This window comes from Streptomyces sp. NBC_01006, assembly GCF_045162725.1.
Taxonomy (GTDB): Bacteria; Actinomycetota; Actinomycetes; order Streptomycetales; family Streptomycetaceae; genus Streptomyces.
The window spans coordinates 574,495-599,224 of record NZ_CP108700.1 but is presented as its reverse complement, the minus strand read 5'-3'; the positions used below and the strand labels follow the sequence as shown (position 1 = coordinate 599,224).

22 protein-coding genes and 1 tRNA gene are annotated in these 24,730 nt (G+C 70.8%); 12 read left to right on the top strand and 11 right to left on the bottom strand.

Annotated elements, in window-relative coordinates; genetic code table 11:
* Positions 1-70 precede the first annotated feature (70 nt).
* Positions 71-2,428 (bottom strand): Orn/Lys/Arg decarboxylase N-terminal domain-containing protein, encoded by a 2,358-nt coding sequence (locus OG509_RS02650; RefSeq protein WP_406179736.1) that lies wholly within the window; start codon positions 2,426-2,428, stop codon positions 71-73.
* A 333-nt stretch (positions 2,429-2,761) separates the two neighbouring features.
* Here OG509_RS02650 and OG509_RS02645 point away from each other — a divergent pair, with 333 nt between their 5' ends.
* The gene (locus tag OG509_RS02645) at positions 2,762-3,334 is read left to right on the top strand and encodes a hypothetical protein (RefSeq protein WP_406179734.1); all 573 of its coding nucleotides are present in this window, start codon (positions 2,762-2,764) and stop codon (positions 3,332-3,334) included.
* A gap of 9 nt (positions 3,335-3,343) precedes the next feature.
* Here the strand turns inward: OG509_RS02645 and OG509_RS02640 are convergent, their stop codons facing one another.
* The 4 genes from OG509_RS02640 to OG509_RS02625 form a co-directional block, all read right to left on the bottom strand.
* Positions 3,344-4,045 carry a hypothetical protein gene (locus tag OG509_RS02640; RefSeq protein WP_406179733.1) on the bottom strand — a complete coding sequence of 234 codons (702 nt, stop codon included), beginning with the start codon at positions 4,043-4,045 and terminating at the stop codon, positions 3,344-3,346.
* Between the two features lie 83 nt (positions 4,046-4,128).
* Positions 4,129-5,166: a PP2C family protein-serine/threonine phosphatase gene (locus tag OG509_RS02635; RefSeq protein ID WP_406179731.1), complete on the bottom strand. Its 1,038-nt coding sequence runs from the start codon at positions 5,164-5,166 to the stop codon at positions 4,129-4,131.
* Between the two features lie 186 nt (positions 5,167-5,352).
* Complete coding sequence (locus tag OG509_RS02630; protein ID WP_406179730.1) at positions 5,353-6,036, bottom strand: hypothetical protein; 684 nt, start codon at positions 6,034-6,036, stop codon at positions 5,353-5,355.
* Entirely contained in the window at positions 6,033-7,376 is a 1,344-nt protein-coding gene (locus OG509_RS02625; RefSeq protein WP_406179728.1) for a hypothetical protein, read from the bottom strand. The genes OG509_RS02630 and OG509_RS02625 overlap by 4 nt, the downstream gene beginning before the upstream one ends.
* Before the next feature lie 280 nt (positions 7,377-7,656).
* Here OG509_RS02625 and OG509_RS02620 point away from each other — a divergent pair, with 280 nt between their 5' ends.
* A complete protein-coding gene (locus tag OG509_RS02620) occupies positions 7,657-8,118 on the top strand; it encodes a helix-turn-helix domain-containing protein (RefSeq protein WP_406179726.1) in 462 nt (153 codons plus the stop codon).
* On the opposite strand, the gene OG509_RS02615 is transcribed toward OG509_RS02620, so the two are convergent.
* Positions 8,093-9,922 carry a glycoside hydrolase family 15 protein gene (locus tag OG509_RS02615; protein WP_406179724.1) on the bottom strand — a complete coding sequence of 610 codons (1,830 nt, stop codon included), beginning with the start codon at positions 9,920-9,922 and terminating at the stop codon, positions 8,093-8,095. The two genes, OG509_RS02620 and OG509_RS02615, sit on opposite strands and share 26 nt — an antisense overlap.
* A 182-nt stretch (positions 9,923-10,104) precedes the next feature.
* Between OG509_RS02615 and OG509_RS02610 the strand changes: the two genes are divergently transcribed.
* On the top strand, positions 10,105-10,677 hold the full coding sequence (locus tag OG509_RS02610) for a TetR family transcriptional regulator C-terminal domain-containing protein (RefSeq protein ID WP_406179722.1): 573 nt from the start codon (positions 10,105-10,107) through the stop codon (positions 10,675-10,677).
* A 35-nt stretch (positions 10,678-10,712) separates the two neighbouring features.
* Here OG509_RS02610 and OG509_RS02605 read toward each other — a convergent pair whose 3' ends face one another.
* A complete protein-coding gene (locus OG509_RS02605) occupies positions 10,713-11,729 on the bottom strand; it encodes an alcohol dehydrogenase (RefSeq protein ID WP_406179720.1) in 1,017 nt (338 codons plus the stop codon).
* Positions 11,730-12,125: 396 nt separating this feature from the next.
* On the opposite strand from OG509_RS02605, the gene OG509_RS02600 reads away from it, so the two are divergent.
* Positions 12,126-12,707: a ribosome-inactivating family protein gene (locus OG509_RS02600; protein ID WP_406179719.1), complete on the top strand. Its 582-nt coding sequence runs from the start codon at positions 12,126-12,128 to the stop codon at positions 12,705-12,707.
* Positions 12,708-13,002: 295 nt separating this feature from the next.
* On the opposite strand, the gene OG509_RS02595 is transcribed toward OG509_RS02600, so the two are convergent.
* On the bottom strand, positions 13,003-13,416 hold the full coding sequence (locus OG509_RS02595) for a hypothetical protein (protein ID WP_406179717.1): 414 nt from the start codon (positions 13,414-13,416) through the stop codon (positions 13,003-13,005).
* 205 nt (positions 13,417-13,621) lie between these two features.
* Between OG509_RS02595 and OG509_RS02590 the strand changes: the two genes are divergently transcribed.
* Entirely contained in the window at positions 13,622-13,918 is a 297-nt protein-coding gene (locus OG509_RS02590; RefSeq protein ID WP_406179715.1) for a hypothetical protein, read from the top strand.
* A gap of 176 nt (positions 13,919-14,094) precedes the next feature.
* A tRNA-Met gene (locus tag OG509_RS02585) sits at positions 14,095-14,168 on the top strand.
* 22 nt (positions 14,169-14,190) lie between these two features.
* Here the strand turns inward: OG509_RS02585 and OG509_RS02580 are convergent.
* Positions 14,191-15,237, bottom strand: coding sequence for an AraC family transcriptional regulator ligand-binding domain-containing protein (locus OG509_RS02580; RefSeq protein WP_406179713.1), 1,047 nt, complete (start codon positions 15,235-15,237; stop codon positions 14,191-14,193).
* 226 nt (positions 15,238-15,463) lie between these two features.
* On the opposite strand from OG509_RS02580, the gene OG509_RS02575 reads away from it, so the two are divergent.
* From OG509_RS02575 to OG509_RS02565, 3 genes are all read left to right on the top strand, one after another.
* Positions 15,464-16,231, top strand: coding sequence for a type 1 glutamine amidotransferase domain-containing protein (locus OG509_RS02575; protein ID WP_406179712.1), 768 nt, complete (start codon positions 15,464-15,466; stop codon positions 16,229-16,231).
* A gap of 90 nt (positions 16,232-16,321) precedes the next feature.
* Entirely contained in the window at positions 16,322-18,421 is a 2,100-nt protein-coding gene (locus tag OG509_RS02570) for a hypothetical protein (protein WP_406179710.1), read from the top strand.
* 265 nt (positions 18,422-18,686) lie between these two features.
* Positions 18,687-20,159: a sialidase family protein gene (locus OG509_RS02565; protein WP_406179708.1), complete on the top strand. Its 1,473-nt coding sequence runs from the start codon at positions 18,687-18,689 to the stop codon at positions 20,157-20,159.
* Between the two features lie 49 nt (positions 20,160-20,208).
* Here the strand turns inward: OG509_RS02565 and OG509_RS02560 are convergent, their stop codons facing one another.
* Positions 20,209-21,075, bottom strand: coding sequence for a hypothetical protein (locus tag OG509_RS02560; RefSeq protein ID WP_406179706.1), 867 nt, complete (start codon positions 21,073-21,075; stop codon positions 20,209-20,211).
* A gap of 447 nt (positions 21,076-21,522) precedes the next feature.
* Between OG509_RS02560 and OG509_RS02555 the strand changes: the two genes are divergently transcribed.
* From OG509_RS02555 to OG509_RS02545, 3 genes are all read left to right on the top strand, one after another.
* Positions 21,523-21,729, top strand: a complete 207-nt coding sequence (locus OG509_RS02555; RefSeq protein WP_406179704.1) for a hypothetical protein — start codon at positions 21,523-21,525, stop codon at positions 21,727-21,729.
* A gap of 192 nt (positions 21,730-21,921) precedes the next feature.
* Positions 21,922-22,161: a hypothetical protein gene (locus tag OG509_RS02550; RefSeq protein WP_406179702.1), complete on the top strand. Its 240-nt coding sequence runs from the start codon at positions 21,922-21,924 to the stop codon at positions 22,159-22,161.
* Between the two features lie 312 nt (positions 22,162-22,473).
* Positions 22,474-23,655 carry a 3-hydroxybenzoate 6-monooxygenase gene (locus OG509_RS02545; RefSeq protein WP_406179700.1) on the top strand — a complete coding sequence of 394 codons (1,182 nt, stop codon included), beginning with the start codon at positions 22,474-22,476 and terminating at the stop codon, positions 23,653-23,655.
* A gap of 95 nt (positions 23,656-23,750) precedes the next feature.
* On the opposite strand, the gene OG509_RS02540 is transcribed toward OG509_RS02545, so the two are convergent.
* Positions 23,751-24,527 (bottom strand): MIP/aquaporin family protein, encoded by a 777-nt coding sequence (locus OG509_RS02540; protein WP_406179698.1) that lies wholly within the window; start codon positions 24,525-24,527, stop codon positions 23,751-23,753.
* Positions 24,528-24,730: the final 203 nt, after the last annotated feature.

Sequence of the window (24,730 nt, the reverse complement as noted above, 5' to 3'; positions counted from 1 at the left end):
ACGCGGCTTGGGCGGCAGGCGCTGCGCGGCCCGGTGTCTTCCACCGGACCGCGCAGCACCTGCCCGGGGGTCAGGCCGGGGGCGGGCCGGTGCGGACGCATTCGATCAGGTAGTCGCCGTTCTCGGGGTCGACGCTCACTCCGTGGGCCTCGCTGTGGAAGCCCGGGAAGGTGCGGTCGAAGGACTCCAGGGCGCGCAGGTACCGCAGCAGCGGCCCGTCGGGGGCGCCGGTGGACTCTCCGGGCATCAGGACGGGGATCCCCGGCGGGGTCACGGTCACCATCGCCGCTGCCACCCGCCCTGCCGCCTCCGCCAGCCGTACGCGCTCGGTACCGCCCCGGATGAGCAGCTGGTAGCAGTGGCGCGGCGGCGCGACCGGCTCGGGGAGGTCGTGGAACGCCGCATCGAGGGCGTCGATCAGCTCGGCGCGGGTGAGGTGCTCGTGCATCTGCCGGCACAGGCCGCTGAGGGTGGTGCGGCCGTACCGGCGCGGGAACTGACGGACCAGTTCAGGCAGAACCCGGTCCAGCGGGGCGTCCGCGTCGTACAGGGCCTTGAAGTCCATGAGGGCGTCCATCAGGGTGCCCCACTTGCCCTTGGTGATGCCCATGGAGAACAGGATCAGAGTCGTGTAGCTGTCCGTCTTCTCGACGACGATCCCACGCGCCTCCAAGTACGCGGTGAGGATCCGTGCGGGGATGCCCCAGGTGCCGGTCTCACCGGTGGCGGTGACTCCGGGGCAGGTGAGCGTCACCTTGACCGGGTCCAGCAGGCAGTAGCCCTCGCTCAGCCCGGCGAAGCCGTGCCAGGCGGCGCCCGGCTCCAGGTGCCAGCACGACGGCTCGCGGCTCAGGAGCGAGGGCCGCGCGTCGGCGAACGCGATGCGCTCCCCGGTCGCCGGGTCGGTGACCGACTCGGGCTGCCACACACCGAAGAACCAGTCGGGCCGGTCCCCTGAGGCGGCGATGCGGCGCCCGGTGCGGACCACGGCCTGACGGAATCGGATCGCCTCGGTGACCGCCTCGTCGATCAGCCACTGTCCCTGCGGGCCGTCCATCATCGCTGCGGCCACGTCCAGGGAGGCGATCGCCGGATACAGCGGTGAGGTGGTGCCGTGCATCATGAACGCCTCGTTGAACCGCTCGTGCTCGACGGGGGCCCGCGGCGCCGACCGGACGTGGACCATCGCGCACTGGGAGAGGGCGGCCAGCAGCTTGTGCGTGGACTGGGTCGCGAAGACCGTGGGCCGGCCCGGCCCGCCTTCCTCATCGCCGTCGTCGGGGAAGGTGTCCGGTCCGACGGCCATGCCGTAGCGGCCCGCGTACAGCGGATGGAAGGGGGCGTACGCGAACCAGGCCTCGTCGAAGTGCAGGCGCGGCGTGCTCGGTGCCAAGGCGCGGGCCGTCGCGACGGTGTCGTAACACAGTCCGTCATACGTGGAGTTGGTCACCACCGCGTACTGGGCCTCGGGAGAGAGCGCCCCGGCGGTGAGAGGGTTCGCGGCGATCCTGCGCGACACCGCCGCCGGGTCGGTCACGGCGGGCGGCAGGGGGCCGGCGAGCCCGTAGCCGTTGCGGGTCGGCACCAGATAGACGGGCCGCGCCCCGGAGATCACCAGCCCGTGCAGCACCGACTTGTGGCAGTTGCGGTCCACGAGTGCGATCTCGTCGGTCGTCACGCTGTAGTGGCCGACCATCCGGTCCGCGGTGGAGTCCCCGTGCAGGACGAAGTAGGTGCGGTCCGCGCCGAAGACCCGGGCGGCGTTGCGTTCGGCCTCGCCGATCGGGCCGTTGTGCTCGAAGAGCGACCCGAGCTCCCCGACCGAGATCGACAGGTCGGTACGGAAGAGCCGCTCCCCGTAGTAGTCGAAGAACGCGCGCCCGGCCGGGGACTTGAGGAAGGCGACCCCGCCGGAGTGGGCAGGCGTGTGCCAGGAGTACTCGTGGGAGTCCTCGAAGCGCCGCAGGGCCTTGAAGAACGGCGGTAGCAGGTCACGGTGGTAGCCGCGGGCCGCCGTCGCGACGCGGCCCGCGATGAACGAGGGAGTGTCTTCCAGCGCCCAGATGTAGCCGACCACCGTCTCCGAGACCCACAGCGGCAGTCGCTCCAGGTCCTGATCGGAGTCGTCCGCCATCACCAGGAAGACCGGGAGGTCCTTGAACCGCCGCGCGATGTGCCGCAGGACCTCCCCGCCACCGCCCTCCTCGACCGGGCCCCCCGCCGCCCGCGGCAGGTCCCAGGCGACCACGGCCGCCGCGAGGCCGGCCTCGGTCTGCAGGGAGGCCCGCGCGTCACGCGCACTCGGCGCCCAGCGCAGCTCCAGCCCCTGGTTCTCCAGCTCCTTGCCGATCCGCCGTAGCTGCTCGGCGCTGACGCCACCACCCATCGGGTTCTCCCGAAGTGCCAGCAGGACCGTACCGTTCGTCATCTCTTCCGCTCTCCGTGCGCAGGGGTACGGCAGCCCGTACCGGGCCACAGTGTTCAGGCCCCGCCGCCGCTCGCGCCGATCTTCGACGGGGCTTCACCCGCACGTGGGCGTGGCGCGGGCGCGGGAACGGGCCCGCGCTCCGTGACGGGCGTCCGGTTTGCGCCTGCCTGTGGCGTTGTCCAGGCAGCTAGGCGGCCGGGTCCGGCCTGGCGGCCGCGGCTGTCGCGTGGGCCTCCGGTCGACACCCCGTGACGGGTGGGGCAGCATGAACAGGACGGCTGCCTGTCATGTGCCCCTCCCCCCTCCCGCTCGACTTCCGATGGGAGTACCCCCATGTACCGACGCACCCGACGCGCCGTGGTCACGTCCCTGCTCGTCTCCTCGGTCGTATGCGGTGGCGCCGTTGCCCTCGCACCGGCCGCCGGCGCGGCGGCCCCGGCCGCCAGCTGTACGGTCACGCCGGGACCGAACGACACGTACGTCACGATCACCGGCGAGGGGTTCACGGGACCCCGCAAGCTAAACGATGGCGAGTCCACCGTGGACCTGGCGATAGGCCCGGACGGAACCTTCCGAGTGCAGCGTTTCCAGAAGAACGTCGACTACACGGTTCTCGCGGTCAACGAGGACCAGAACTTCATCTTCGTGAACTGCAAGCGAGTGGGCTCGTCGGCGACACCGAAGCCCCAGAACCCGCAGAGCACGCCCCCGGCCCAGCCGGGTTCCCGGCGGGACATCGCCCAGGGCCGCGCGGCCGGCGCCCAGGCGGGCGCCGCGGCGGCCAAGAAGAGCTGCCAGACCAAGCCGGTGGCGGACAAGTCCGGCCCGCAGCACAGCAATGCCTATTGGCAGGCCTGGACCCAGGCGGCCAACCGTGCCTTCAACCAGGTCTGCAAGGGCATGTGAACAGCCGCTTCACCCCGAGCCGCGGGGCCGGCCGGACCGTCCAGGAGGGCGGCCGCCCGGCCCCGCTGCATCGGCTTGTGCGTACCGGCCGTGATCACCTTCCCGAACGACTTCGTGCGCATCAGGCCATGCACGCGCCGGCAGGACCTCGACGATCACGGCCGTGCCGACAGCAGGTCGAGCTTCGTGCATCGTGATCACGTCTCCGCACTTCAGATGTCCCCACTGTTCGGGGCTCAGGGGCGCCAGCCGGACATCGGCGCTCTCTCCCGGGCCGAGCTCCTCGGCGAACTCCACCCATAGCCTTGCGATGCTCAGGTCTGGCTCCCCGTCAGCGGTGCGGCGCCCGATATCCCACAGCGGCCTGAGCCGACCGTCCCCGGAAAAGGCGCTCCGGCGTCCACCCTCCTCAGGTCCCGGCAGGCTCAGCGTTGCCCGGACAGTGCCGTGCTGGACCTCCCACCCCCGCCACTGGCACCAGCGGCAGCTGCGGTCGAGCATCATCTGCCGAGAGGCCTCGGCCAGAAGCTCCCAGAACTCCACGGACACGGGGCAAAAATCACCGATCTCGATGAGCATGTCGAGCGCCATCTCCCAGTCCTGGCGCGCGATGTCCTCGCGGACATCCCCGACCGTCGCGCCGTTCTCTGCGGTGGCGTCCTCGGGCAAGAGGCCGACGGCCCGCCGAATGAGTGTGAATGCGTCATCCATGTGCTGCATTGTCCCCGGTCCCCGGTCCCCGGTCCCCGGTCCCAGGCCCTTCCTCTGTTCGATCGAGACGTACGGGGACTCCCTCAGGGCTCACGCAGGCGTACGGCGAGGGCGGCGACGTCGTCGTCAAGGCTTCCTCTGCTGTAGCGGAGGAGGTCGCGGTGAAGAGCCGTGAGCAGTTCGCGGGGCGGTGTCGGGGGCTGTCGACGCATCCAGGTTGCCAGCGGGAAGAACTCCCCGTTGCGGGCGCGGGCCTCGGTGATCCCGTCGGTGTAGAGGAGCAGCAAATCGCCGGGGGCGAAGTCGAAGGTGTCGACGTTGTAGTGATCGCCGATCAGGTCCGCGAGGCTGAGCAGGGGCGAGGGGGTGACGGACTCGAGGACACGGAGCTTGCTGCGGTTCAGGAGCATCGGCGGGGGGTGTCCGCAGTTGAGGATGTCGATACGTTTTCCCTCGTGCGGGATCTCGACGAGAAGGGCGGTGGCGAAGCGCTCCATCGACCCGTCAGGTGGATAGGCGGCGTTGTAGCGGCTGCTGCTGGCGTCCAGCCTGCGTGCGACGTCGACGAGGTCGGACTCGCCGTAGGCCGCCTCCCGGAACGCGTTGACGATCGCCGCGGCCGCCCCCACTGCCGGCAGGCCCTTGCCGCGCACGTCACCGATGAGCAGCCGTACCCCGTACGGCGTGTCGACCACCTCGTAGAAGTCGCCGCCGATGCGGGCCTCTGCGGCGGCCGCGAGGTACAGCGACTCGATCTCGATGTTCCTGAAGCGGCGTGGCATCGGGCTCAGGACCACTTGCTGCGCCGCGTCGGCGACGAGCCGTACCTGAAAGAGGGTGCGCTCCCGCTGGAGCCGGACATGGCTTCCGTACGCGGCGGCCACGGTGACCGCGATGATCCCCGCGGCCGTCCACCACGTTCCCAGATCGGGGAAGACGAGGCTGAGGCCGATCATCAGAAGGAGGCAGACCGTCCCGAGCAGGACCGTGGGGAGAACCGGCCACATGGCCGCGGCCAGGGCCGGCGCCGCGGGCAGGAGGCGGCTGAAGGCCATCTCCGGCGGAGTGGCGTAGGCCAGACTGGCGATCACGACGGTCAGAATGACCGGCGACAGCCGCACAAGCCTCCACCGGCCATAGCGCCGAGGGAGCCGCGGCCGTTCCGTCTCGATCACATTTCTCAGAATATCTGTGTAATGAGGGCCTAGCGCTCTGACGCATGGAGTCGGCTGCCCGCCCCGGACTCACTCGCAATCGAACGCGCGAACGACGGACTCCGGCTCGGCGGCGCCGCGGCAGCCCAGGGCCTACCTGCGCCCCCACCGGACCGGTGGCAGCGGCGGCGGGGGCGGATGGGGTGGAACGGGCGGCGGGGGAGGCGCCGCGGGCGGGACCGGCGGCTGATGCGGCAGCAGGTCGATCGGCTCGCGCAGGCGCAGCGTGGCGGGGAGGTCCAGCCGGCCCTCGCGCGAGGCGACCACGATGTCCCGTACGGCCAGCTTGGCCTCCACCGTGGACTGCCCACTGCGGGCGGCGACGAGCAGGCCGTCGCGGACGACCGCGACGAGCCCGCTGATCCGAAAGAGCACGGTGAGGTTCACAGCGACGGTGGCGGCCTGGGTGCCGTCCACGAGGAGGTCCACCGACGGGTGGTGCGCGGAGCTGATGGTGTGGGTGGCCAGGGCGACGACCTCCTCGCTGCCGGGGGACCGGCGCGTGCGAAGCGCCGCCTCCTTGAGGACCTTGTACTTGGACCAGCCCGAAGCCACCAGGGAGACGAGGTCGAGGTCCAGGAAGCCGTTGATGACGCCGGCCAGCTCGCGCCCCACGGCCCGGTCGGCCGCGCTGGTCAGGCCGTGCCCGCCCGGGAGCAGGCCGGTCACCGCGCCATGGGCCTCCAGGGAGTCTGCGAGTGCTTCGGGGTTCTGCCCCTGGGGGCCGAGCAGCAGGTCCCGGACGGTGAGAGGCTCGACGACGGGAGCCGTGGTCATGGGCCTTCCTCCTTCAGCGTCTGGTCACCCGGGTCCGGGTGTGGTTCCAGTCGTACGGAGCGGGTGGGCGGGCCGGTCTCGGAGGGCTCGGCCACGTCCGTCGCCGCAGGGGCGGGGCGCAGCCGGGAGCTGACGTGCTCGTGGACCCAGCGCGGCCCGCGGTGGCGGTGGCTGAGGAACGCGGATCCCGCGAGGGCCAGCAGGGCCGCTCCGAGCAGGCTCGAACCGACGACCAGGCCGACGGGGACCGTGACGGGGGTGGGGTCGGTGGTCGGGTCCGGGGTCGGCGTGGGCGGATCCGGGGCCGGAGGCGTCGGGGTGGGTGGGACCGGGCCGCTGCCGGTCACTGTGAACGCCGCCTCGGCGCCCACGCCGGAGTCATCCGTACATTGGGCCCGTACGGTGTATGAGGCCTCACCCGTATCGGGCGTTACGGCCAACCCGGTGTCGAAGGAGCCGTCCTCGGCGGGAGCCACCGTGTCCCACTCTTCGCCGTCCCACGACAGGGCCACCTCCGGGCAGTTGAAACCCGAACCGGATACGGCCACGGACCCGCCGCCGAACGGCAACGTGGGGGGATCGAGCGTCACCTCCGGCTGCGGCCCGGGCGCAGCGGTCACCGTGAACCGCTGCTCGGCAGAAATCTGTTCGTACCCGACGCAGGTCGCGGTCACCGTGTGATTCGTGGCGTCTGCGTCGGACGGAACGGCGAACTCGGCCGTGAACGCGTCGCCGTCCACCGTGACCTCTGCCGGCGTGACATCCGGGAGCGGGGTGCCGTCCCACGACAGCGTGACCGTACCGGCCTGGCCGTCGTCCGCGGTACAGCCGCCGAACCCGGAGCCGGTCACGGTGACAGACGTCTGTACGGCGCCCTCGGCCGGGTCCAATGCCATGGCCGTCGGCCCGGGCTCGGGCGTCACTTGGAAGTCGGCGGTGGCCTTGAGCTTCGAGTTGACCGTACAGAGAGCGGTGACCACGTAACTGCCCGGACTGGCATCGGACGGAACCGTGACGTCGGTATCGAACTCACCGGCGGCGTCGGCCTTGACGACGCTCGGGTTGTCGCCGCCTTCCCAGGTGATGCGGATCTCGGCCGCCTCGGCAGGGCGGGGCTCGGGCGCCAGGGCGGTCTTCGTGCAACGGCTGAACCCGCTGCCGTGGACCCCCACCCGGCTCCCCGGCGGGCCCTGGGACGGATCGAGCGTGATGGACTCTGCTGCCGCGGCCTGAACCGGCGAGGTGGCAGCAGGAGCAGCAACGGGCACGCCCCACGCGAACGCCGTGCTCAACAGCACCGCGGTCAGCGAGCGGCCGGCCCAAAGGACAAAGGGAAGCATGACCCTCCGTGAGCTGCTTCCCATTCTCCTCCGGGTCCCGCCGGCCCGCCTCCGAGGCGGAGGTGGGTGTCGACTGAGGACTCCACAGGAATCTTGCCGATGACACGGTGTTCACGCCGATGGGTACCAAGGAGATCCACTTGGTGGATCAGGCCCGGCAGGATCCGTGGATTGGGCGGCTGTGAAGACATCCGGTCACGCCGCGTCACGCCGGCGGGCGTACTGCGGCCTGCCGGTCCGGTGCACGGCGCGGTCACGAGGCCGGCCTGCGGTAGCCCGCGTGATCAACCTGGGTGGCGAGGACGACCGTGTGGGCGTCGGCCTGGATCGATCCGGACTCACCGGCGCTGAGTTGAGCATCGGTGACGCCGAGCGCGCTCTGGTCGTTGCCGAACGCGACGGCAGCGCGACGTCGTTCTTCGAGGACGTCTGGCTGCATTCCAGTCTCGTCGACGGTCGCGAACGGCTGCGCCCGCTGTTCGACGTGGTCCGCGAAGTCGCCACTGAGCACCGGAAGTTGGCCGAGACGGTGATCGCCTTCGCCGACGGCGGGTTGTCACTGGTCCATGCTGCCGAGGATCTGATGATCCACCCCAACACGGTGGCCTACCGCCTCGCCCAGTGGCACAAACTCACCGGGTCCGACCCGCGGACCTTCGCCGGTCTCGTCCGCTCGGTCGTCGGAATCACCACCTGGACCGGCTCATCGTTCCGGGTCAGCCGAGGGCTCGGTCGAGGTTGAACGCGGCGCTGATCAGCGAGAGATGGGTGAAGGCCTGCGGGAAGTTGCCGAGCTGTTCACCGGTCAGCCCGATCTCCTCGGCGTAGAGGCCGACGTGGTTCGCGTAGGTGAGCATCTTCTCGAAGGCGAGCCGCGCCTCCTCCAGCCGTCCGGCGCGGGTGAGCGCCTCGACGTACCAGAAGGAGCAGATCGAGAAGGTACCCTCGGCTCCCCTCAGGCCGTCCGGGCTGGCGTCGGGGTCGTAGCGGTAGACCAGCGAGTCGGACACCAGTTCCGCGGTCAACGTGTTCAGGGTGGAGAGCCATTTGGGGTCGGTGGGTGAGATGAATTTGGCCATCGGCATCATCAGCACCGAGGCGTCGAGCACGAGGTCGTCGAGGTGCTGGACGAACGCCCCTCGCTCGGGGGACCAGCCGCGCTGCATGATCTGCCGGTAGATCGCGTCACGGTTCTGCCGCCAGCGGGGGAGATCCGCCGGCAGGCCCCGACGGTTCGCCATCCGGATGGCCCGCTCGATCGCAACCCAGCACATCAGCCGGGAGTACACGAAGTTCTTCCGTCCCCCGCGCGTTTCCCACACGCCGTCGTCGGGCTGGTCCCAGTGGTCGCAGAGCCAGTCCACCAGGACGCAGAGCTCCTCCCACCGGTCGCTGCTGATGGGCTGTCCCCACTTGTCGTACAGATATACGGAGTCGATGAGCGCTCCGTATATGTCCAGCTGGAGCTGGCCGGTCGCGGCGTTTCCCACCCGTACCGGTGCGGACCCCAAGTAGCCCTCCAGGTGGGGCAGTACCTGCTCGGGCAGTTCGTCGCGCCCGTCGATCCCGTACATGATCTGCAGTGGGCCTGCGGGACCGCTGCCCCGCATGATGCCCCGCTCGGACAGGAAGCGCATGAACGCCTCGGCCTCGCCGGTGAAGCCCAGCCTGAGCATGGCGTACACGCAGAAGGCGGCGTCACGCACCCATACGAAACGGTAGTCCCAGTTGCGTTCGCCACCGATCTGCTCGGGCAGGCTGGTCGTCGGGGCGGCCACGATCGCACCGGTCGGGGCGTACGTGAGCAGCTTCAGCACGAGCGCCGAGCGGTGCACCATCTCCCGCCACCGTCCGTGGTAGCGCGAGCCGGCCAGCCAGCCGCGCCAGAACCGGACCGTCGTCTCGAACTGCCGCTCCGCTTCGGCCTGGGGGCAGGCCTGCGGGATGGCGTCGTCAACGATCGGGTCGAGGGCGAACACCGCCGACTCGCCCTCCAGAAGCTTGAAGTGGGACCGCGCGTCGAGGCCGTCGCACTCCAGCGGCGTGGTGGCGGTCAGCGCCAACGACAGGTCCCCGGAGCGGAAGACCACGGCGTGGCTGCCCTGCGCCTGTGCGGAGTGCGGATCGGCGCCGTACCCGAAGCGGGGAGCCACCTGCGCCGTGAAGGGTAGCGAGCCGCGTACGCAGATCACCCGGCGGATCAGCCGGTGCGGGGCCGGCGCGGCCGAGTCGTCGGTGATCGGCATGAAGTCCTGGACCTCGGCCACCCCGTCGGAGGCGAAGAACCGCGTGATGAGAACGTTCGTGTCGGGAAAGTAGAACTGCCGGGTCCGCGTCGGCACGTCGGCGGCGAGTTCGAACGATCCGCCCCGGTCCGCGTCCAGAATCGAGGCGAACACGCTCGGTGAGTCGAAGCGCGGGCAGCAATACCAGTCGATGGTGCCGTTCGTGCCCACGAGTGCCGCACTGTGAAGATCACCGATGAGGCCGTGTTCTGCGATCGGCAGATAGGGCGAGAGGCCTGTTCGCCCGAATCCGGCGTTCACGATACCGGCCTCCCTACGACGGCAGGGCGCATAGTGCGTACACGTGATGGTAGGACTTCCAGGCTGCGGCTGCCATTGCGTCCGGCGGGCGTCGCACTCGCCCCGAAGGCGGAGAAGCGTCGCATGCTATCGTTTTTGTGATCTAAGATGGTTGGTCATATTGCGATGAAGGAGTGCTCCCGGTGGGCAGAAGGAGCATGCGCGAGGAGATCGTCGAGGCGGCGGTCGAACGGTTCCATGCCCGTGGGTTCAACGGGGCGGGCGTCAAGGACATCACCGACGGCGCCGGGGTCCCGAAGGGGTCGTTCTACAACCACTTCGAGAGCAAGGAAGCGCTGGCCGTGGTGGCCCTGGAGCGGTACGGCGAGAGCCGCCGGCTCCACGAGCTCACCGATGCGTCCGTCGATCCGCTGCTGCGGCTGCGGCAGCACTTCGAATTCCTCCGCGATGAGAACACCAGCCGGAACTTCACCCGCGGCTGCCTCATCGGAGGCCTCGGCACGGAGATGGCCGATCACAGCGACCTCATCCGCGAGGCGGTACGAACCAGCCTGGAGAGCTGGGAGCAGGCGCTCGCGGCCCCGATCGCCGAGGCCCAGGCGTCGGGCCGGGTGACGGCGATCACGGACGCGCGGACGCTCGCCCGGTTCATTCTGAACGCCTGGGAGGGGACGCTCATCTCCAGTCGGTCCGACCGTTCGGAAGACTCGTACGAGGTGTTCTTCGGCGTAGTGTTCGGCACGCTGCTCGCCTGATGTCACCGCCTGCCTGCCACTGACGAGCAGGATGGTCAGACCGACACATCCAGCACGACACGGAAACGGGCTTCGCCGGACATCATGCGCTCGTAGGCCTGGGGAGCCTGGGCGAGCGGCATGACTTCGGTCATGGGACGGACATCCCGGTCCGCGGCGAACCGGAGGTTGTCCTCGTTTTCGATGGAGCTGCCGGTCAGGCTTCCGCTGATCGTCCTGGTGCCGAAGATCAGGTCACTGGTCTGCACCTGGATCGGATCGGGGGCGGCCCCGAGGACCACCATGCGGCCGCGTGGCGCCAGTCCGGAGATCAGCGGCGACATCGAGGCACCACTCGCGGCGGTCGCGACGATCGCGGCAGCACCGCCGAGCCGCCGCAGCGCCTCGCCGGCGTCCTCGGCCGAACTGTCGATGTAGTGGTCGGCGCCGAGCCGCTCGGCCAGCTCCGCCTTGTCGGTGCCCCGGGCGATCGCGGCGACGCGGAAACCGAGCCTGTTCGCGTACTGCACGCCCAGGTGCCCGAGCCCACCGATCCCCTGCACGGCCACCAGTGCGCCGGGGGCGCCGGCGGCCTGCCGAAGCGCGCTGAAGACCGTCAGTCCCGCGCACAGGAGCGGCGCCGCGTCGATCGTGCTCAGCTGCTCAGGGATACGTACCAGGCCGCTGGCCCTGGCGACCAGCACTTCCGCGTAGCCTCCGTCGATGTCACTGCCCGTCTGAGGTTGGTCCTCACAGTTGACGAAGTCGCCGCGCCGGCAGAAGTCGCACACCCCGCAGTGGCCGTTCAGGTACCCCACGCCCACGCGCTCGCCGACCCGCCACGTCGTCACCCCCGGGCCGACCGCGTCGATCACGCCGACGACCTCGTGCCCGGGAACCATCGGCTTGGACGGGTCGGGCCGCATCCCCTCGACGGCCAGGACGTCGGAGTGGCAGACCCCGCAGGCCTCGACCCGCAGGCGCACGTGCCCCAGCGGTGGCTCCGGCGTCTCACGCTCCACCCACTCGAACTTCCGTGACCCGGTGACCTCGAACGCTCGGTATGTGGACATGTCATTCCCTCGCGTGTGTGGAATGGGCGGTCAAAATGACCGGTCGTCTCACTTCCATAATGATCGGTCGTCTTGAACCCCGTCAAGCGGGCGGGGCTCTGGATGGCAATCGCGGGCAGCCGGCCGCATCGTGTTCGCGGGAGTCGCCGCGCCGACCCGCTCGGGCTCCGGCCGCCGGGATCACGCGCCGATTTCTTAGCATCAGGGGCCAACTATTCGCCCGGCCTCCACCAGGACGACTACAAAGGACCGAACCGAACCGATCGGAACCCTGCAATAGGGATGATGTCGAAGGCGGTGGATGCGCATGTATGCGTGCAACACGATCGAACCGATCGCGGTCAGATTAATTCAGGGAAGGCCGAGCTCCGGCAATCTGCCCTGATGTGGGCGGCCATGCTGAAACCCGTGTGGTTTTCCCCGACACGCGCATCGGTGGACGAGTATCGGCTCCTGACCTCGACGATCCGGTCGAGGGCAGAGAATGCTCAGGGTTTTTTCGGCGGTGCCTCTCGCCGGCCGGGGGAGATGACGTACCTGCCCCTTCGTATTCAGCTGCGCGGTTTGTCCATCGAGCTCTACATCGAGCTCCACCTGGAGAATGCGGGCATGCGCATCGCCGGATTCCGCAATACCTTCGAGAACGGACAGGCCCCGCCGGAATCGTGCGTCCGCCACGTGCGGGACTCCATGGCACCGCCGGGGATCCGCCGAACCGCAGTCCTGCCGTTCGGCGGCAGCCGCGCCGACCTGGAAACGGCCGCCGCCGTGCGGCGCTCGGGGATCTTCCTCGGGCGCCGGTCCCTGGGCAACGCGGTTGTCTGGCTGCACCAGAACCGCGATCCGAAGTGCACCGCGCACGGAATGCTCGTGCTCTCGGAGATGATCTGTGAGGCCGCCCGGTACCCCGCCCTTGCCGATGCGATGTCGCGCATCTGGATGATCGGCGGACGGCTGTCGGCCGCGGCACCCGCCTGAAATCGCTCAACCGGCACCGATCCGCAGGCGTTGGGGCATCGAAGAGGGAGCGAGCCCCTCGCTTCATCGGGCGCCCGCATCCTCTGCGCCGCCGACGTGGAGCGAGGCGTCCGCGACGTGGCGGGCCGGCAGCGCGGCTCCCTCCCCGGCCGGTATCCGTCGAGCCTGGCCAAGGTCGCGGCGCCGAGTGTGCGGTCGGGGCCGCCCATACCGGTGTCGGTGGCGAGGGCGCCGGCATCCCGGATGCATGAGGGGACGGTGCGATACGACCCCGAGGGTGGGCGGACGAGTCCGGTCAGGGCATCTCGTCGGGGTCGCAGCTGGCCCGGCGCAGACCGATCGTGCGCAGGGCCCGCATCAGGGCTTCGGAGTCTCCCTCGCGCACGACGTGGACGGCGCCGTCGACCGCAAGGCCGGATACGGCACGGGGCACGCGGTCGGCGGCCGTCCGCAGGACCACCCCGCTCGGCGGGTCCAGGGAGCGCACCCCGTGGAACACGCTGAGGATGTCCGGGGCCGCGTCGAGGCTGTCGATCCCGGCGGGCAGGGACAGGACGGTGATATCGGGCAGAAGGAGGCGGGCGTGCGCCAGAGCGACGACGGGGTCGTGGGCGTGCGACAAGACCCGGAAGTGCGGATTGCGCTGGATACCCGCGCGCAGAAGCTCCAGCTGCTCGCCGTCCGGCACGCCGACCACCAAAACCGTCATCACCTGCTCCATCCTGCGTTCCGGTAGGCCGTGACGCGACCCGGTACGCAGAGACCGAGTCGGCCCTGCCCTGCGGTGCAGGGGGTGGGGGTGTACGGCGTTGACGACCCGGTTCCACCGGTTCGCCGTGACCGCTCCCGATCCGCCCTGGCCAGTTTCCGCGGGGGCTGCCGGCTGATCGCTCGCAGGCGGCCACACTGGAGCCATGACCGAGCACCGCTTCACCGTGGACCTGACCAGCACCGGCACCGGCAGCACCGGCAGCACCGCGAGCCGTACCCGCAAGCCCCAGTACCGCCACAGCCTCCGGTACGAGAACCCCGCCGGTGAGGCCTGGACCAGCCCGGAGGGGCACACACTGCGCACTCCCTCCGGTCTCACCGTCGTGACGTGTTCCTGCGGCCTCGCCACCGAGGCGCTCCCGAGCGATGATGCGCGGCTCGTCTACGAGGAACACCGCAACACGATCCGCGACGAGGCGATGCGCGGCAATCCCCTGTAGGACGCCCCCGGGCCCGCCCGCCTCGCCTCGCCCCCCGCCTTGAACAGCAAGCAAGCCCTGGGTCCGCGAAGACGAAATCGGCACCACGAAGCAGGCGTCTCCGGAGCGGCCGGCAGCACGCCGCGCGAAAACCGGTCGAGTACGGCCGGGCAGTGCCGTAGGGTGGGGTTCACCGACGCGGGGTGGAGCAGCTCGGTAGCTCGCTGGGCTCATAACCCAGAGGTCGCAGGTTCAAATCCTGTCCCCGCTACTGCTCAGAAGGGCCCGGATCCTCAAAGGATCCGGGCCCTTCTGCTGTACGGAGGAGCTTCGGCCCCGGATCCGGCCGCGTGCCGGTGCAGTCCTCGGTACGCCCCGGGAGGCATGCCCTCCCACCGGGTGAAGGCGCGGACCAGGGCCGTCGCGCCGCTCAGGCCGACGAGGGGGGCTATCCGGTCCAGCGGCAGGGGCGTGGTCTCCAGCAGCCGCCTGACCCGGCCGTGGCGGGCGGTGTCGAGGAGCGCGCGCCACGACGTGCCCTCCGCGTGCAGGGCCCTGCGCAGGGTCCGGACGCTGAGGTTGAGCTCCTTGGCGGGGCCCTCGGGGCCCGCGTCCTCGAATGCCGCGTGCTCCAGCCACCGCCGCACGTGCTCGGCCACGGACACGGTCGCGGGCGCGGACAGCTCGTGCAAGAGCCGGTCGGCGTAGGCCCGGTGCAGGGCGTTGAGTGCCGGGTCATAGAGGGGGCGGCGCCTGTCGAGGTCCTCGTCGGCGATCGTGATCGCGTTCTCCGGGGCGTCGAAGGTGACGGGGCAGCCGAGAACGCGGGCGTAGGGCTCTGCCGAGCCCGTACGGGGGTGGGCGAACGACACGGACAGGGGCGCCCAGTCGTCGCCGGCGATCCAGCGGCCCGCCCGCACCATGCTGCTGACGACCGCCTCCACCTGCTGGGGATGCATGGCCGCCGGGTCGACGGTCGGTCGGTAGCGGACCCGGCTTACGCCGCTGCGACGGTCCAGGGTCACCGTGCCCGCCTGGCTCACCAGGGGGTGGTAGCGCTCGGCCGCCAGCGCCGCGTCCGCGAGGCTGGCGCAGGTGAGGACGAGGTGGCCCATGATGTGCAGGCCTTCGGGCCGGATGCGGTCGCCGACGAGGAGCCCGGTGTGCGGGCCGGCGTCCCGGGCGCCGAGTACGGCGTCCCACAGCGCACGCATCTCGCCGAACTCCAGCCGGTGCGTAGGCAGGGCCCAAGCGGCGGACCCGACGGTGCCGTCCTCCACGGCGCGCAGGACGGCGAAGGCATAGCACGCGGTGACGGAGGGCGGCTCGATGGTGGACACGGCCGCCAGTCAATGCGGGCACACCGACCCCGTCAACACCGCCCGCGGGGACAGCCGCCGGGGAGCGGGCCGGGAGAGTCAACGGTTTGGCCGCCGGAGTGAATGACGGAGCCGCAGGCCGCTTCTAAGGTCGGCCTTCGGACACCGCGGGGATCAGGGGCGGGCCCACGGAGCACGCACGGGGGAAGCGAGCTGCCCTGATCGCCACCGCTCAGAGGAGTACGCCGTGATTCTCTTCCTGCTCCCCGCAGGCGACTACGACCCGACCGAGGCAGCGGTTCCCTGGGCCGCGCTGCGGGACGCCGGCTTCGAGGTGCGTTTCGCGACCCCCGGCGGAAAGGTCGCGCTCGCCGACCCCAGGCTCACGGACCTCGGCTTCTCCTGGCTGTCGCCCTGGCTGATGACCCGCCGCGCCGAACTCGCCGCCTACCGGAGCCTCACCGAGGACCCCCGTTTCCTCGCCCCCTCCTCGTACGCGGATGTCGACCCTGCCGAAGTCACGGGCCTCTTCGTGCCCGGCGGCCACGCCGCGGGCATGCGGACGCTGCTCGAAGACACCACCGCCCAGCGGCTGTTCGCCCGGGTCTTCATCCGGAACCTGCCGGTGGGGGCCGTCTGTCACGGCGTGCTGCTCGCCGCCCGGGCCAAGGATCCCGCCACCGGGCGCTCGGTCCTCCACGGGCGCCGGACCACGGCTTTGACGTCGCTGCTGGAGTTGACCGGGTGGAACCTCACCCGGCTGTGGCTGGGGCGCTACTACCGCACGTACCGCACCACCGTGCAGCAGGAGGTCACCGCGGCGCTCGCCGATCCGAGCCACTTCCTCGCCGGCCCGCCGCTGCCCGTCCGCGACACGGCCGCCCGCCCCGGACGCGGCTTCGCCGTCAGGGACGGCAACTACGTCTCCGCGCGGTGGCCCGGCGACTGCCACCGCCTGGCGGCGGAGTACCTGGCCGTTGTCCGTGCCCATGAAGCGGAGCGCCGGTCCGGCTGATCGGCCCAGCTACCCGGAGGTCCGGAGGGCCGGGCGCCCGAAGACCATCTCCGAATTGTCATGAACACATCGTGAGTGAGAGGGGTGGCGATGAACCGACGAAGAAACTTCGGACGAAGCCGGTATCTGTTAATCGGCCTGGTCCTCGCGCTGGCCGCACTGGTACTCGGTCCCGCGGCCGCCGGCGCGGCGGCCGGCCCGCAGTGGTGGGAGCCCGCCGCGCGCCCCGCGCCGGACTCGCAGGTCAACGTCACGGGCGAGCCGTTCAGGGGCACCGACGCCCAGGGCCGGGTCCGCGGATACGTCGACGCGCACGTCCACCTGATGTCCAACGAGGGCTTCGGAGGACGGCTGGTCTGCGGAAAGGTCTTCTCCACGGCGGGGGTGGCGGAGGCCCTCAAGGACTGCCCCGAGCACTACCCGAACGGCGTCCTCGCCCTCTTCGACATGATCACCAAGGGCGGTGACGGCCTGCACGACCCGAACGGCTGGCCGACGTTCCGCGACTGGCCGGCCCACGACTCCGCCACCCACCAGCAGACCTACTACGCCTGGGTGGAGCGGGCCTGGCGGGGCGGCCAGCGGATCCTCGTGAACGACATGGTCACCAACGGAGTCATCTGCTCGCTCTACTTCTTCAAGGACCGCGGCTGCGACGAGATGACCGCGATCAGGCTCCAGATCCAGAAGACGTACGAACTCCAGGACTACGTCGACGCCATGTACGGCGGCGCCGGCAAGGGCTGGTTCCGGGTCGTCACCGAGCCCGATCAGGCCCGCAAGGTCATCCAGGACGGCAAGCTCGCCGTCGTCCTCGGGGTGGAGACCTCCGAACCGTTCGGCTGCAAGCAGGTGCTGGACAACGCCCGCTGCACGATGGCCGACATCGACCGCGGCCTGGACGAACTGCACCGGCTGGGCGTGCGCAGCATGTTCCTCTGCCACAAGTTCGACAACGCGCTGTGCGGCGTCCGGTTCGACTCGGGCACCCAGGGCATGGCCATCAACACCGGCCAGTTCCTGTCGACCGGCACCTTCTGGAGCACCGAGCCCTGTTCCGGCCCCGAGCACGACAACCCGATCGGCTTCGGGCTCGCCGCAGGCCTGACCGGCGCCGAGTCGCAGGCCGAGGCCGAGCCGGAGGCGGAGGCGCAGGCCCGGATCCGGGGCGCCCTGCCCGAAGGGGTCGAACTGCCGCAGTACAGCGGCTCCCTGCAGGCGGCGCAGTGCAACCGACGGGGCCTGACCGCCCTGGGCGAGTACGCGGTGCTGGGCATGATGAAGCGCAGCATGATGCTGGAAATCGACCACATGAGCGTCAAGGCGGCGAACCAGGCGCTGCGCGTGCTCGAAGCCGAGCGGTACGCCGGTGCCCTGTCCACCCACGGCTGGATGGACGACAACTGGACCGAGCGGGTCTACCGCCTGGGCGGCTTCATCACCGGCCACATGTACGAGGCGCCCGCGTTCACCGCCGAGGCGCGCAGACACGCCGCCCTGCGCGCCAAGTACGGCGCCGGGTACGGGATCGGCACCGACATGAACGGCTTCGCCTGGCTGCCCGGCCCCCGGGCCGCGGCCGGCGACCCCGTGCACTACCCCTTCCGCAGCCCCGACGGCGGTTCGGTCCTCGACCGTCAGGTGACCGGCAACCGTGTCTGGGACGTCAACACCGACGGCGGCGGCACTCACTACGGCCTCGTACCGGACTGGATCGAGGACATCCGGGTCACCGGCGGCCAGGACGTGGTGGACGAGCTCATGCAGGGCGCCGAGGGCTACCTGCGGACCTGGGAACGCAGCCGCGGCCACACCACGGCCTACACCCCGCTCGTCCGCGGCTACCGCCCCCACGACGGCCACCTCGCCTCCCCGCGCCCCCTGCCCGACGGCTTCACCCACGAGGCGGTCTGGAAGGTGCTGAGGGACCCCGCGCCCGGCACGGTCCGGCTCTACGAGTGCAAAGCGGCCAACCACTCGCTGCTGACGCCCGACCCGGGATGCGAGGGCCAGCAGCCCCTCGGCCCGGTCGGATACGTGTACACCACCGCGGTGCCCGGATCGGTGCCCCTCTACCGGTGCCACATCCCGTCCGTCTTCGACCACTTCGTATCCAACAGGCCCGACTGCGAAGGTCCGTACACCCGCGAAGGTCTGCTCGGCTACGCCATGCCGGCAGCGGCGTCCTAGCGACCACCTGTCCCACCCGCCCCGGGCCCTCCGCGCAGCCCGGGGCGGGTCAGGCGGCGTGCTGGGCCGGCGGGTAGCCCGTCGTGCTCCTCGGCGACGCTGGGCAGGAATCCGCCGTCCGGCCCATCAAGGGCACCGGCCGCGGCACCGAAAAGGATCAGGCGGAGTCGTCCCACCCCAGCGTTCCGGTACGCCTGCGCGCCCCACGCCGCCCCCGTACCGGCTGTCCCGCACCCCGGCCGCCGAGGCCCGGAGGAGATCCCGCATGCGCGTCTTCCTGCCCTTGACCGCTGTTGCCACCGCCGCGCTCCTGTTCACCACGGTCACCAGCGCGACTCCCGCGGCGGCAGACCGGAGCCCCGACGGCGCACCGCTGATCAAGGTGTCCGACCGCGACCCGTACGCGGACTGCACCATCGGCGCGATGTCCGCCGACAGCGTCGTCTACCCGGGCACCGAGGTCGAGCCATACCTGTCCGTCGATCCGCGCGACCCGAAGCGCGTGGTCACCGTGTTCCAGCAGGACCGCTGGAACGACGGCGGCGCCCGTGGCCTCGTGGCCAGCTGGACCACGGACGGCCACACCTTCCGCCGGAGCGAGCTGCCGTTCAGCCTGTGCGCCCGGGGCGGCGCGGACTTCGAACGCGCCTCCGACCCCTGGGTGAGCACCGGACCGGACGGCACCGTCTACGCCGGCGGGGAGGGCGTCGACTTCACGAGGAGCACGCGCAGCGCCCTCCTGGCCGCCACCTCGCGCGACGGTGGCCGTACCTGGCAGAACCTCACCACCACACACGTCGACGAGCAGCCGTTCTTCAACGACAAGCCCTCACTCACCGCCGACCCGATCCGCAAGGGCACCGCCTACCAGGTCTGGAACCGCCTCGACAACGACCCACCCGGCCCCAGCTCCCTCGACGGCCCGGGCTACATCTCCCTCACCCGCGACGGCGGCCGCACCTGGAGCGAGGCCCGGCCGTTCGTCGACACCAGCGCCGTGCCCAACACGCAGACCATCGGCCATCTGATCGTCGTCGACCGGCGCACCGGCACCCTGTACGACTTCTTCGACCGGATCACCTACTCCGACGACCTGAGCACCGTCGTCGAGGCCCACTACGCGGTGGTCACCTCGACCGACGCCGGAGAGACCTGGAGCGCCCCCGCCACCGTGGCCCGGGACACCTCCGTACCGGAGGTCGACCCGAACGACCCCACCAAGCTGCTGCGCGCCGCGGCCACCCTGCCCAGCCCGGCCGTCGACCCGAAGACGGGCACGCTGTACATGGCCTACGAGGGCTCGGACTTCTCCGGCGGCAAGTTCGACTCCGTCCAACTGGTGCGCTCCACCGACGGCGGACGCACGTGGGGGACCCCGGAGCTGATCAGCCCGGAAGGGGTGCCTGCCTTCTCCCCGTCGATCGCGGTCGACGAGCGGGGCACGGTCGCGCTCACCTACTACGACCTGCGTTTCCTCAAGCCGGGCGACACCACCACCCTGCCCACCGCCTACCAGATGGCCACGCTGCCGCACGGAGACCCGAGGCTCCGGACCGAACGACGGATCTCGCGGATCTTCGACTGGCTGCAGGCGCCGTACGCCGGGGGCTACTTCCTCGGCGACTACCAAGGCCTGGTGGCAGACGGCAAGGGAGTACGGGCGGTGCTCACCGAAACCCACTCCGGCGCGCCACAGAACCGTACGGACGTGTACAGCGGCAGTTTCCGCACCCGGTGAGCGACGGGCTCCATCGGTAGGCCGGCCGGCCCGACCGTATCCGGCCGGTTCAGACCGCTGCGGAAGGCAGGGCCAGAAAGGTACGGACGGGCGGAGGCAGGAAACCGGGACTCTGCATGAGTTCCCATTGGCAGCCGGGCTGCATCCGGTCGACCGCAGCGAGTTGCTCGCGCTGCAACAGCAGTCCAAGGGCGGCCAGAGCGGTACCGGATGGCTTCTCCTCGCGCGTGCGCAGCTCCTCCAGGAGAGACATACCGGCCGGCAGCTGCCTGCTGATCCACCATTCCGTAGTGGCGTCGCCGGGCGTCCCAGCGGTGAGTTCCTCTTCCGCCCGTGCGCACAGGTCCAGTGCCCAGGTACGTACCTCCAGGGCAGCGCGCCACGCGGCCCCGAGGTCCTCTGGTGAGGCTGTCACCGCGAGCTCGTGAAGGCTGTGGCGGACATCGCCGGTCAGCGTGGACAGGCTGTGGTCGGGGCCGATGACGGGTGAGTCCGGTACATCGCGCACGGTGGTTTCCACGAGGGACGCGATCGGGTTCACGCCCATGCCGGGCGTCATGCCCCGCAGCAGGGCAGCGATCCGCGGCAGGGGCGCGCTGCCCGTGAGCAAGGCGTCTGCTGCGAACAGCGCGGCGCCCTGCGGCGTCAGGTGCTCGGGGCTGGGGTTCTCGTCCCACTGGGCGAGCTCCGCCGGAGGCCACGGAACGCCGGCGGACTCGAAGAATTCGACGATCTGCTCATCCACCCGGCGAGCCCGGGCCGGCGGCACCATGACCGCTGCCTGACCGCCGCGCGCGATGTAGGCGTCTACGGCGTCCAGCTGCTCCTCTGGATCCTGGCCGGACTCCGCATCCCCTGGAAGGCGGACGGCGTCGACGGCGGCATGGAACGCGGCACGGACCGTCGCCTCCGGCACCGGGAGGCCCTCCCCGAACAGGAGCAGGGCCAGATCCGTCGGCCGCTTCCCGCGACCGGACAGCCGGGCGAGAGCGAGTACCAGGGCGAAGCTTTCGGGGACCGGCCGAGAGGTGCTTCCCAGGCCACGACCGAGACCCCCGCCGTGCGCGTTCGCAGGGAGAAGTCCGTGACGCCGCCACCCGGACAACTGCTTTCCCGTGACAGCGAGACCGTGTTCGCGGGCGTGGTCGATGAGCTGCTGGTCCGCCCGGCCGGGCTCCTTCGCGAGGTTCATCCCGTGACCGTACGGCGCGTACAAGGACCGTTTGCCCCCTTCTTAGAGACCCCCCACCTTCGTCCGGTCGCTGTGCTAGTGGTCCGCTGCAATGGGCGCATCACCGGATCCCGCGCGGCAGACCGCACCGGGACCCGCCACCGCGCCCGAACCGAAAGCAGGTCCCTTCTCATGACCAGGAACGACGACCACCGAGAGCTGCGCACGCTCCTGCTCCTGCTGGCCTTGGCCGTGGGCCTGCTCGCCGCCGGCGCGGCAGTCTGTCTCGCGGTCGCCCACCCGAGGCTGGCCGAACCCCTTGCCGTGGGCGCCGCGGTGCTGAGCTGTCTGGTCGGCCTCGCACGGGCGGTGGCCACAGCAGCTCGGGAGCGTCGCTGATTTCCACCGGCCTTGGACGCCCGTCGAGTCGATGACCGGCCCGACCGCGGTACGGCGCCGGCTTCGTGACGCAGTCCGGGGCACCTGACGAAGTGCTCCCGGCATCCTGCGCCCGCCCGCTCAGGTCGTTGCAGGGTGGCCGTGGGAGCTTCCCCCGTTCCGAACATCAGTCAAGGAGCCCTGAGCAGAACCGTGAGGACCCCGCCGAGGAGCGCGACCGGACGCTTCGAACGGAGCGAGCCGGACCGCTGTGCCGTGGACGTCGCCCGCGCCCTGGCCGTTGACCTGGAGACCACCACCGGTCCGCTCGGCCAGGGCTTCGGCAATCCCGCGGGCATGACGACGTCCGCGACTGCGCCGGCCGCGCGTGTCCCCGGTTCCGAGAGCGCGACCGACCGGGTCCTGCAGCCGGCCGCCGCAGCCGGTGGGTGATCCGGCTGCGAGCACCGCTGGTCAGCGACGACGCCCTTGTCTCCCGTACCAGATCACCAGTACCGGGACCGCGGCGCGTTTCCTGCCGCCCTCCGCGGCCTGGGCGCCGGACCGAGGACCGGATCCGAAGGGGCTCTGCCGCGACACATCAGACACGTTCATGGCTCTCGCGGCCATCGCGCCGCTGCATCACGCTCGACGATCCGTCCGCGTCCTGCGTCGCCAAGGCCCTCCCCGGCGCCCAGCGCTTTCACGGCAAACTCCGCCGGCTCTTCCTCGAACACACGACAACCCAAGGGATGTGAACCACAGATGGCGAACATACTCATCGCCGGGGGAGGCATCGGCGGACTCGCCGCGGCGCTCGGCCTCGCGGGCCGCGGCCACCGGGTGACCGTTCTGGAGCGCAGGGAGACGTTCACCGAACTCGGCGCAGGCATCCAGCTCGGCCCCAACGCCTTCCACGCGCTCGACCTGCTCGGCGTGGGCGCACAGGTCCGCGACCGGGCGGTCTACATCGACGAACTGCGGCTCATGGACGGCACCACGGACGAGTGGATCGCCTCGATGCCGCTGGCCGGCGACTACCGGACGCGTTTCGGCAACCCGTACGCGGTCGTGCAGCGTTCCGACGTGTACGAGCCGCTGCTCGAAGGCTGCCGCAGCCACCCGATGATCGAACTGCGCGGCGGTAGCAAGGTGGTGGCGTACGAGCAGCGCGGCCAGGGATCGGGCGAGGTGACCGCCGTTCTGGGCAGCGGTGAGCGGCTCAGCGGCGCGGCCCTGATCGGGGCCGACGGCATCCGCTCGGAGGTACGGCGTCAACTGGTCGGCGACGGGGACCCGAGGGTCTCCGGGCACACGATCTACCGCTCGGTGGTTTCGGCGGAGCAGGTGCCCGAGGAGCTGCGGTGGAACACCGTGACGCTGTGGGCGGGCCCCAAGTGGCACTTCGTCCACTATCCGATCGGCGGCGGCGCGTGGCTGAACCTGGCCGCGACCCGGGACGACGGCGCGCAGGTGGCCGTCGTCGGGCAGCCCACCGGGCGCGACCACGTGCTGAACGAGTTCCCGGAGCTGGGTGAGACGGCGCGGCGGCTGCTGGAGCTCGGTCGGGACTGGAAGGCGTGGGTGCTGTGCGACCGAGATCCGGTCGAGGTGTGGACCGACGGGCGTGTGGCGCTGCTCGGCGACGCGGCGCACCCGATGCTGCAGTACGCGGCCCAGGGCGCCTGTCAGGCGCTGGAGGACGCGGTGGTCCTCGCCGAGTCGCTGGACTGCTGCGAGGACACCGTCGTGCAGCGGCTGGAGAAGTACAGCGCTGCGCGCCGGGAGCGTACGGCCCGTACCCAGCTGGTCGCCCGTGAGATAGGCCGCCGGCTGTACCACCCGGTGGGCGACGCGGCGCGCGAGCGCAACGCGATGCTGACGGGTCTTTCGGCCGACGACATGTTCGACAAGGTCGCCTGGCTCCACGGGGCGGACCTCGGTTGACTCCGACCCGCCATGGCCTGCCCGCGGGTCCGGCAGCCCTCGGGAATGGCTAAGGGGCGGCCCCCGGTCCTGGACCGGGGGCCGCCCCTACGGGTTCATCGGAGCCGGAGCCGGCTCCGACGCACCAGCGCCCACACCGCGCCCGCGAGGAGCGATCCGGCGACGGGTGCGAGCAGGTAGACCCACAGCAAGCCGGTCGTACCGGAGACGAGGGCCGGCCCGAGCTGGCGCGCCGGGTTCCCGCCACCGCCGGAGAGCGGCCCGAGGAAGATGATGACGGCCGCGACACAGGCGCCGATGACGGGCGGTAGATGGCGCAGCAGCGGTGGACGGGCACCGAAGCAGGCCACGATCAGCATGATCACAGCCATGGACCCCGCCTCGGCCAGGAACACGGGGCCGGCGCCCCAGCCGGGGCCGGGGGCCAGCGCGGCGTCGCCGACCGCGTCGGCCGCGTCGCCCCACACGAGCCGCGCCAGCGCGACCCCGCACACGGAGCCGGCCAGCTGCGCCACGACGAAGGGCAGCACAGCCCTTCCGGGGAAGACGCGCAGCAGCCACAGCCCGATACTGACCGCGGGATTGAGATGCCCGGCGGTCTCCCGGCGCATGGAGGGCCCGAGTACGGCGGTGACGACCGCTCCGACCAGCAGCCCCATCACCACCAGTTGGCCGCGCGGGGTCGGCAGCAGGCCGGAGAAGGGAGAGCCGGGTCCCGCCATCCAGCGGGCGGCCGTGACCACGGTGAACAGCATGCCGGTGGTGAGCGCGAACTCGTAGCCGGCGGTCACCAGGAGGGGAGGCAGGCGCCCGGGCGCGCGTACGGGACGGCTCGTGGCCGCGGAATCGGTGTCGAGAGACGTCTGTGTCACCTCATGGAATGTGCGCCCGAGCACGGGCCGCCGCAATCGACGGGGGAGCCCTGTGTCAGGTCGGGCGGGCGGCCCGATTCCCCTCCCTGTGCGGCCTCAGGGAGCATGGGCCCTGGCCACCTGACAAAGTGAACCGGCGCCGCTGGATTTCGGATTCCGGGCCGCTCGACACTCTGGGGAATCGGCCACAGACACCTGGTCAC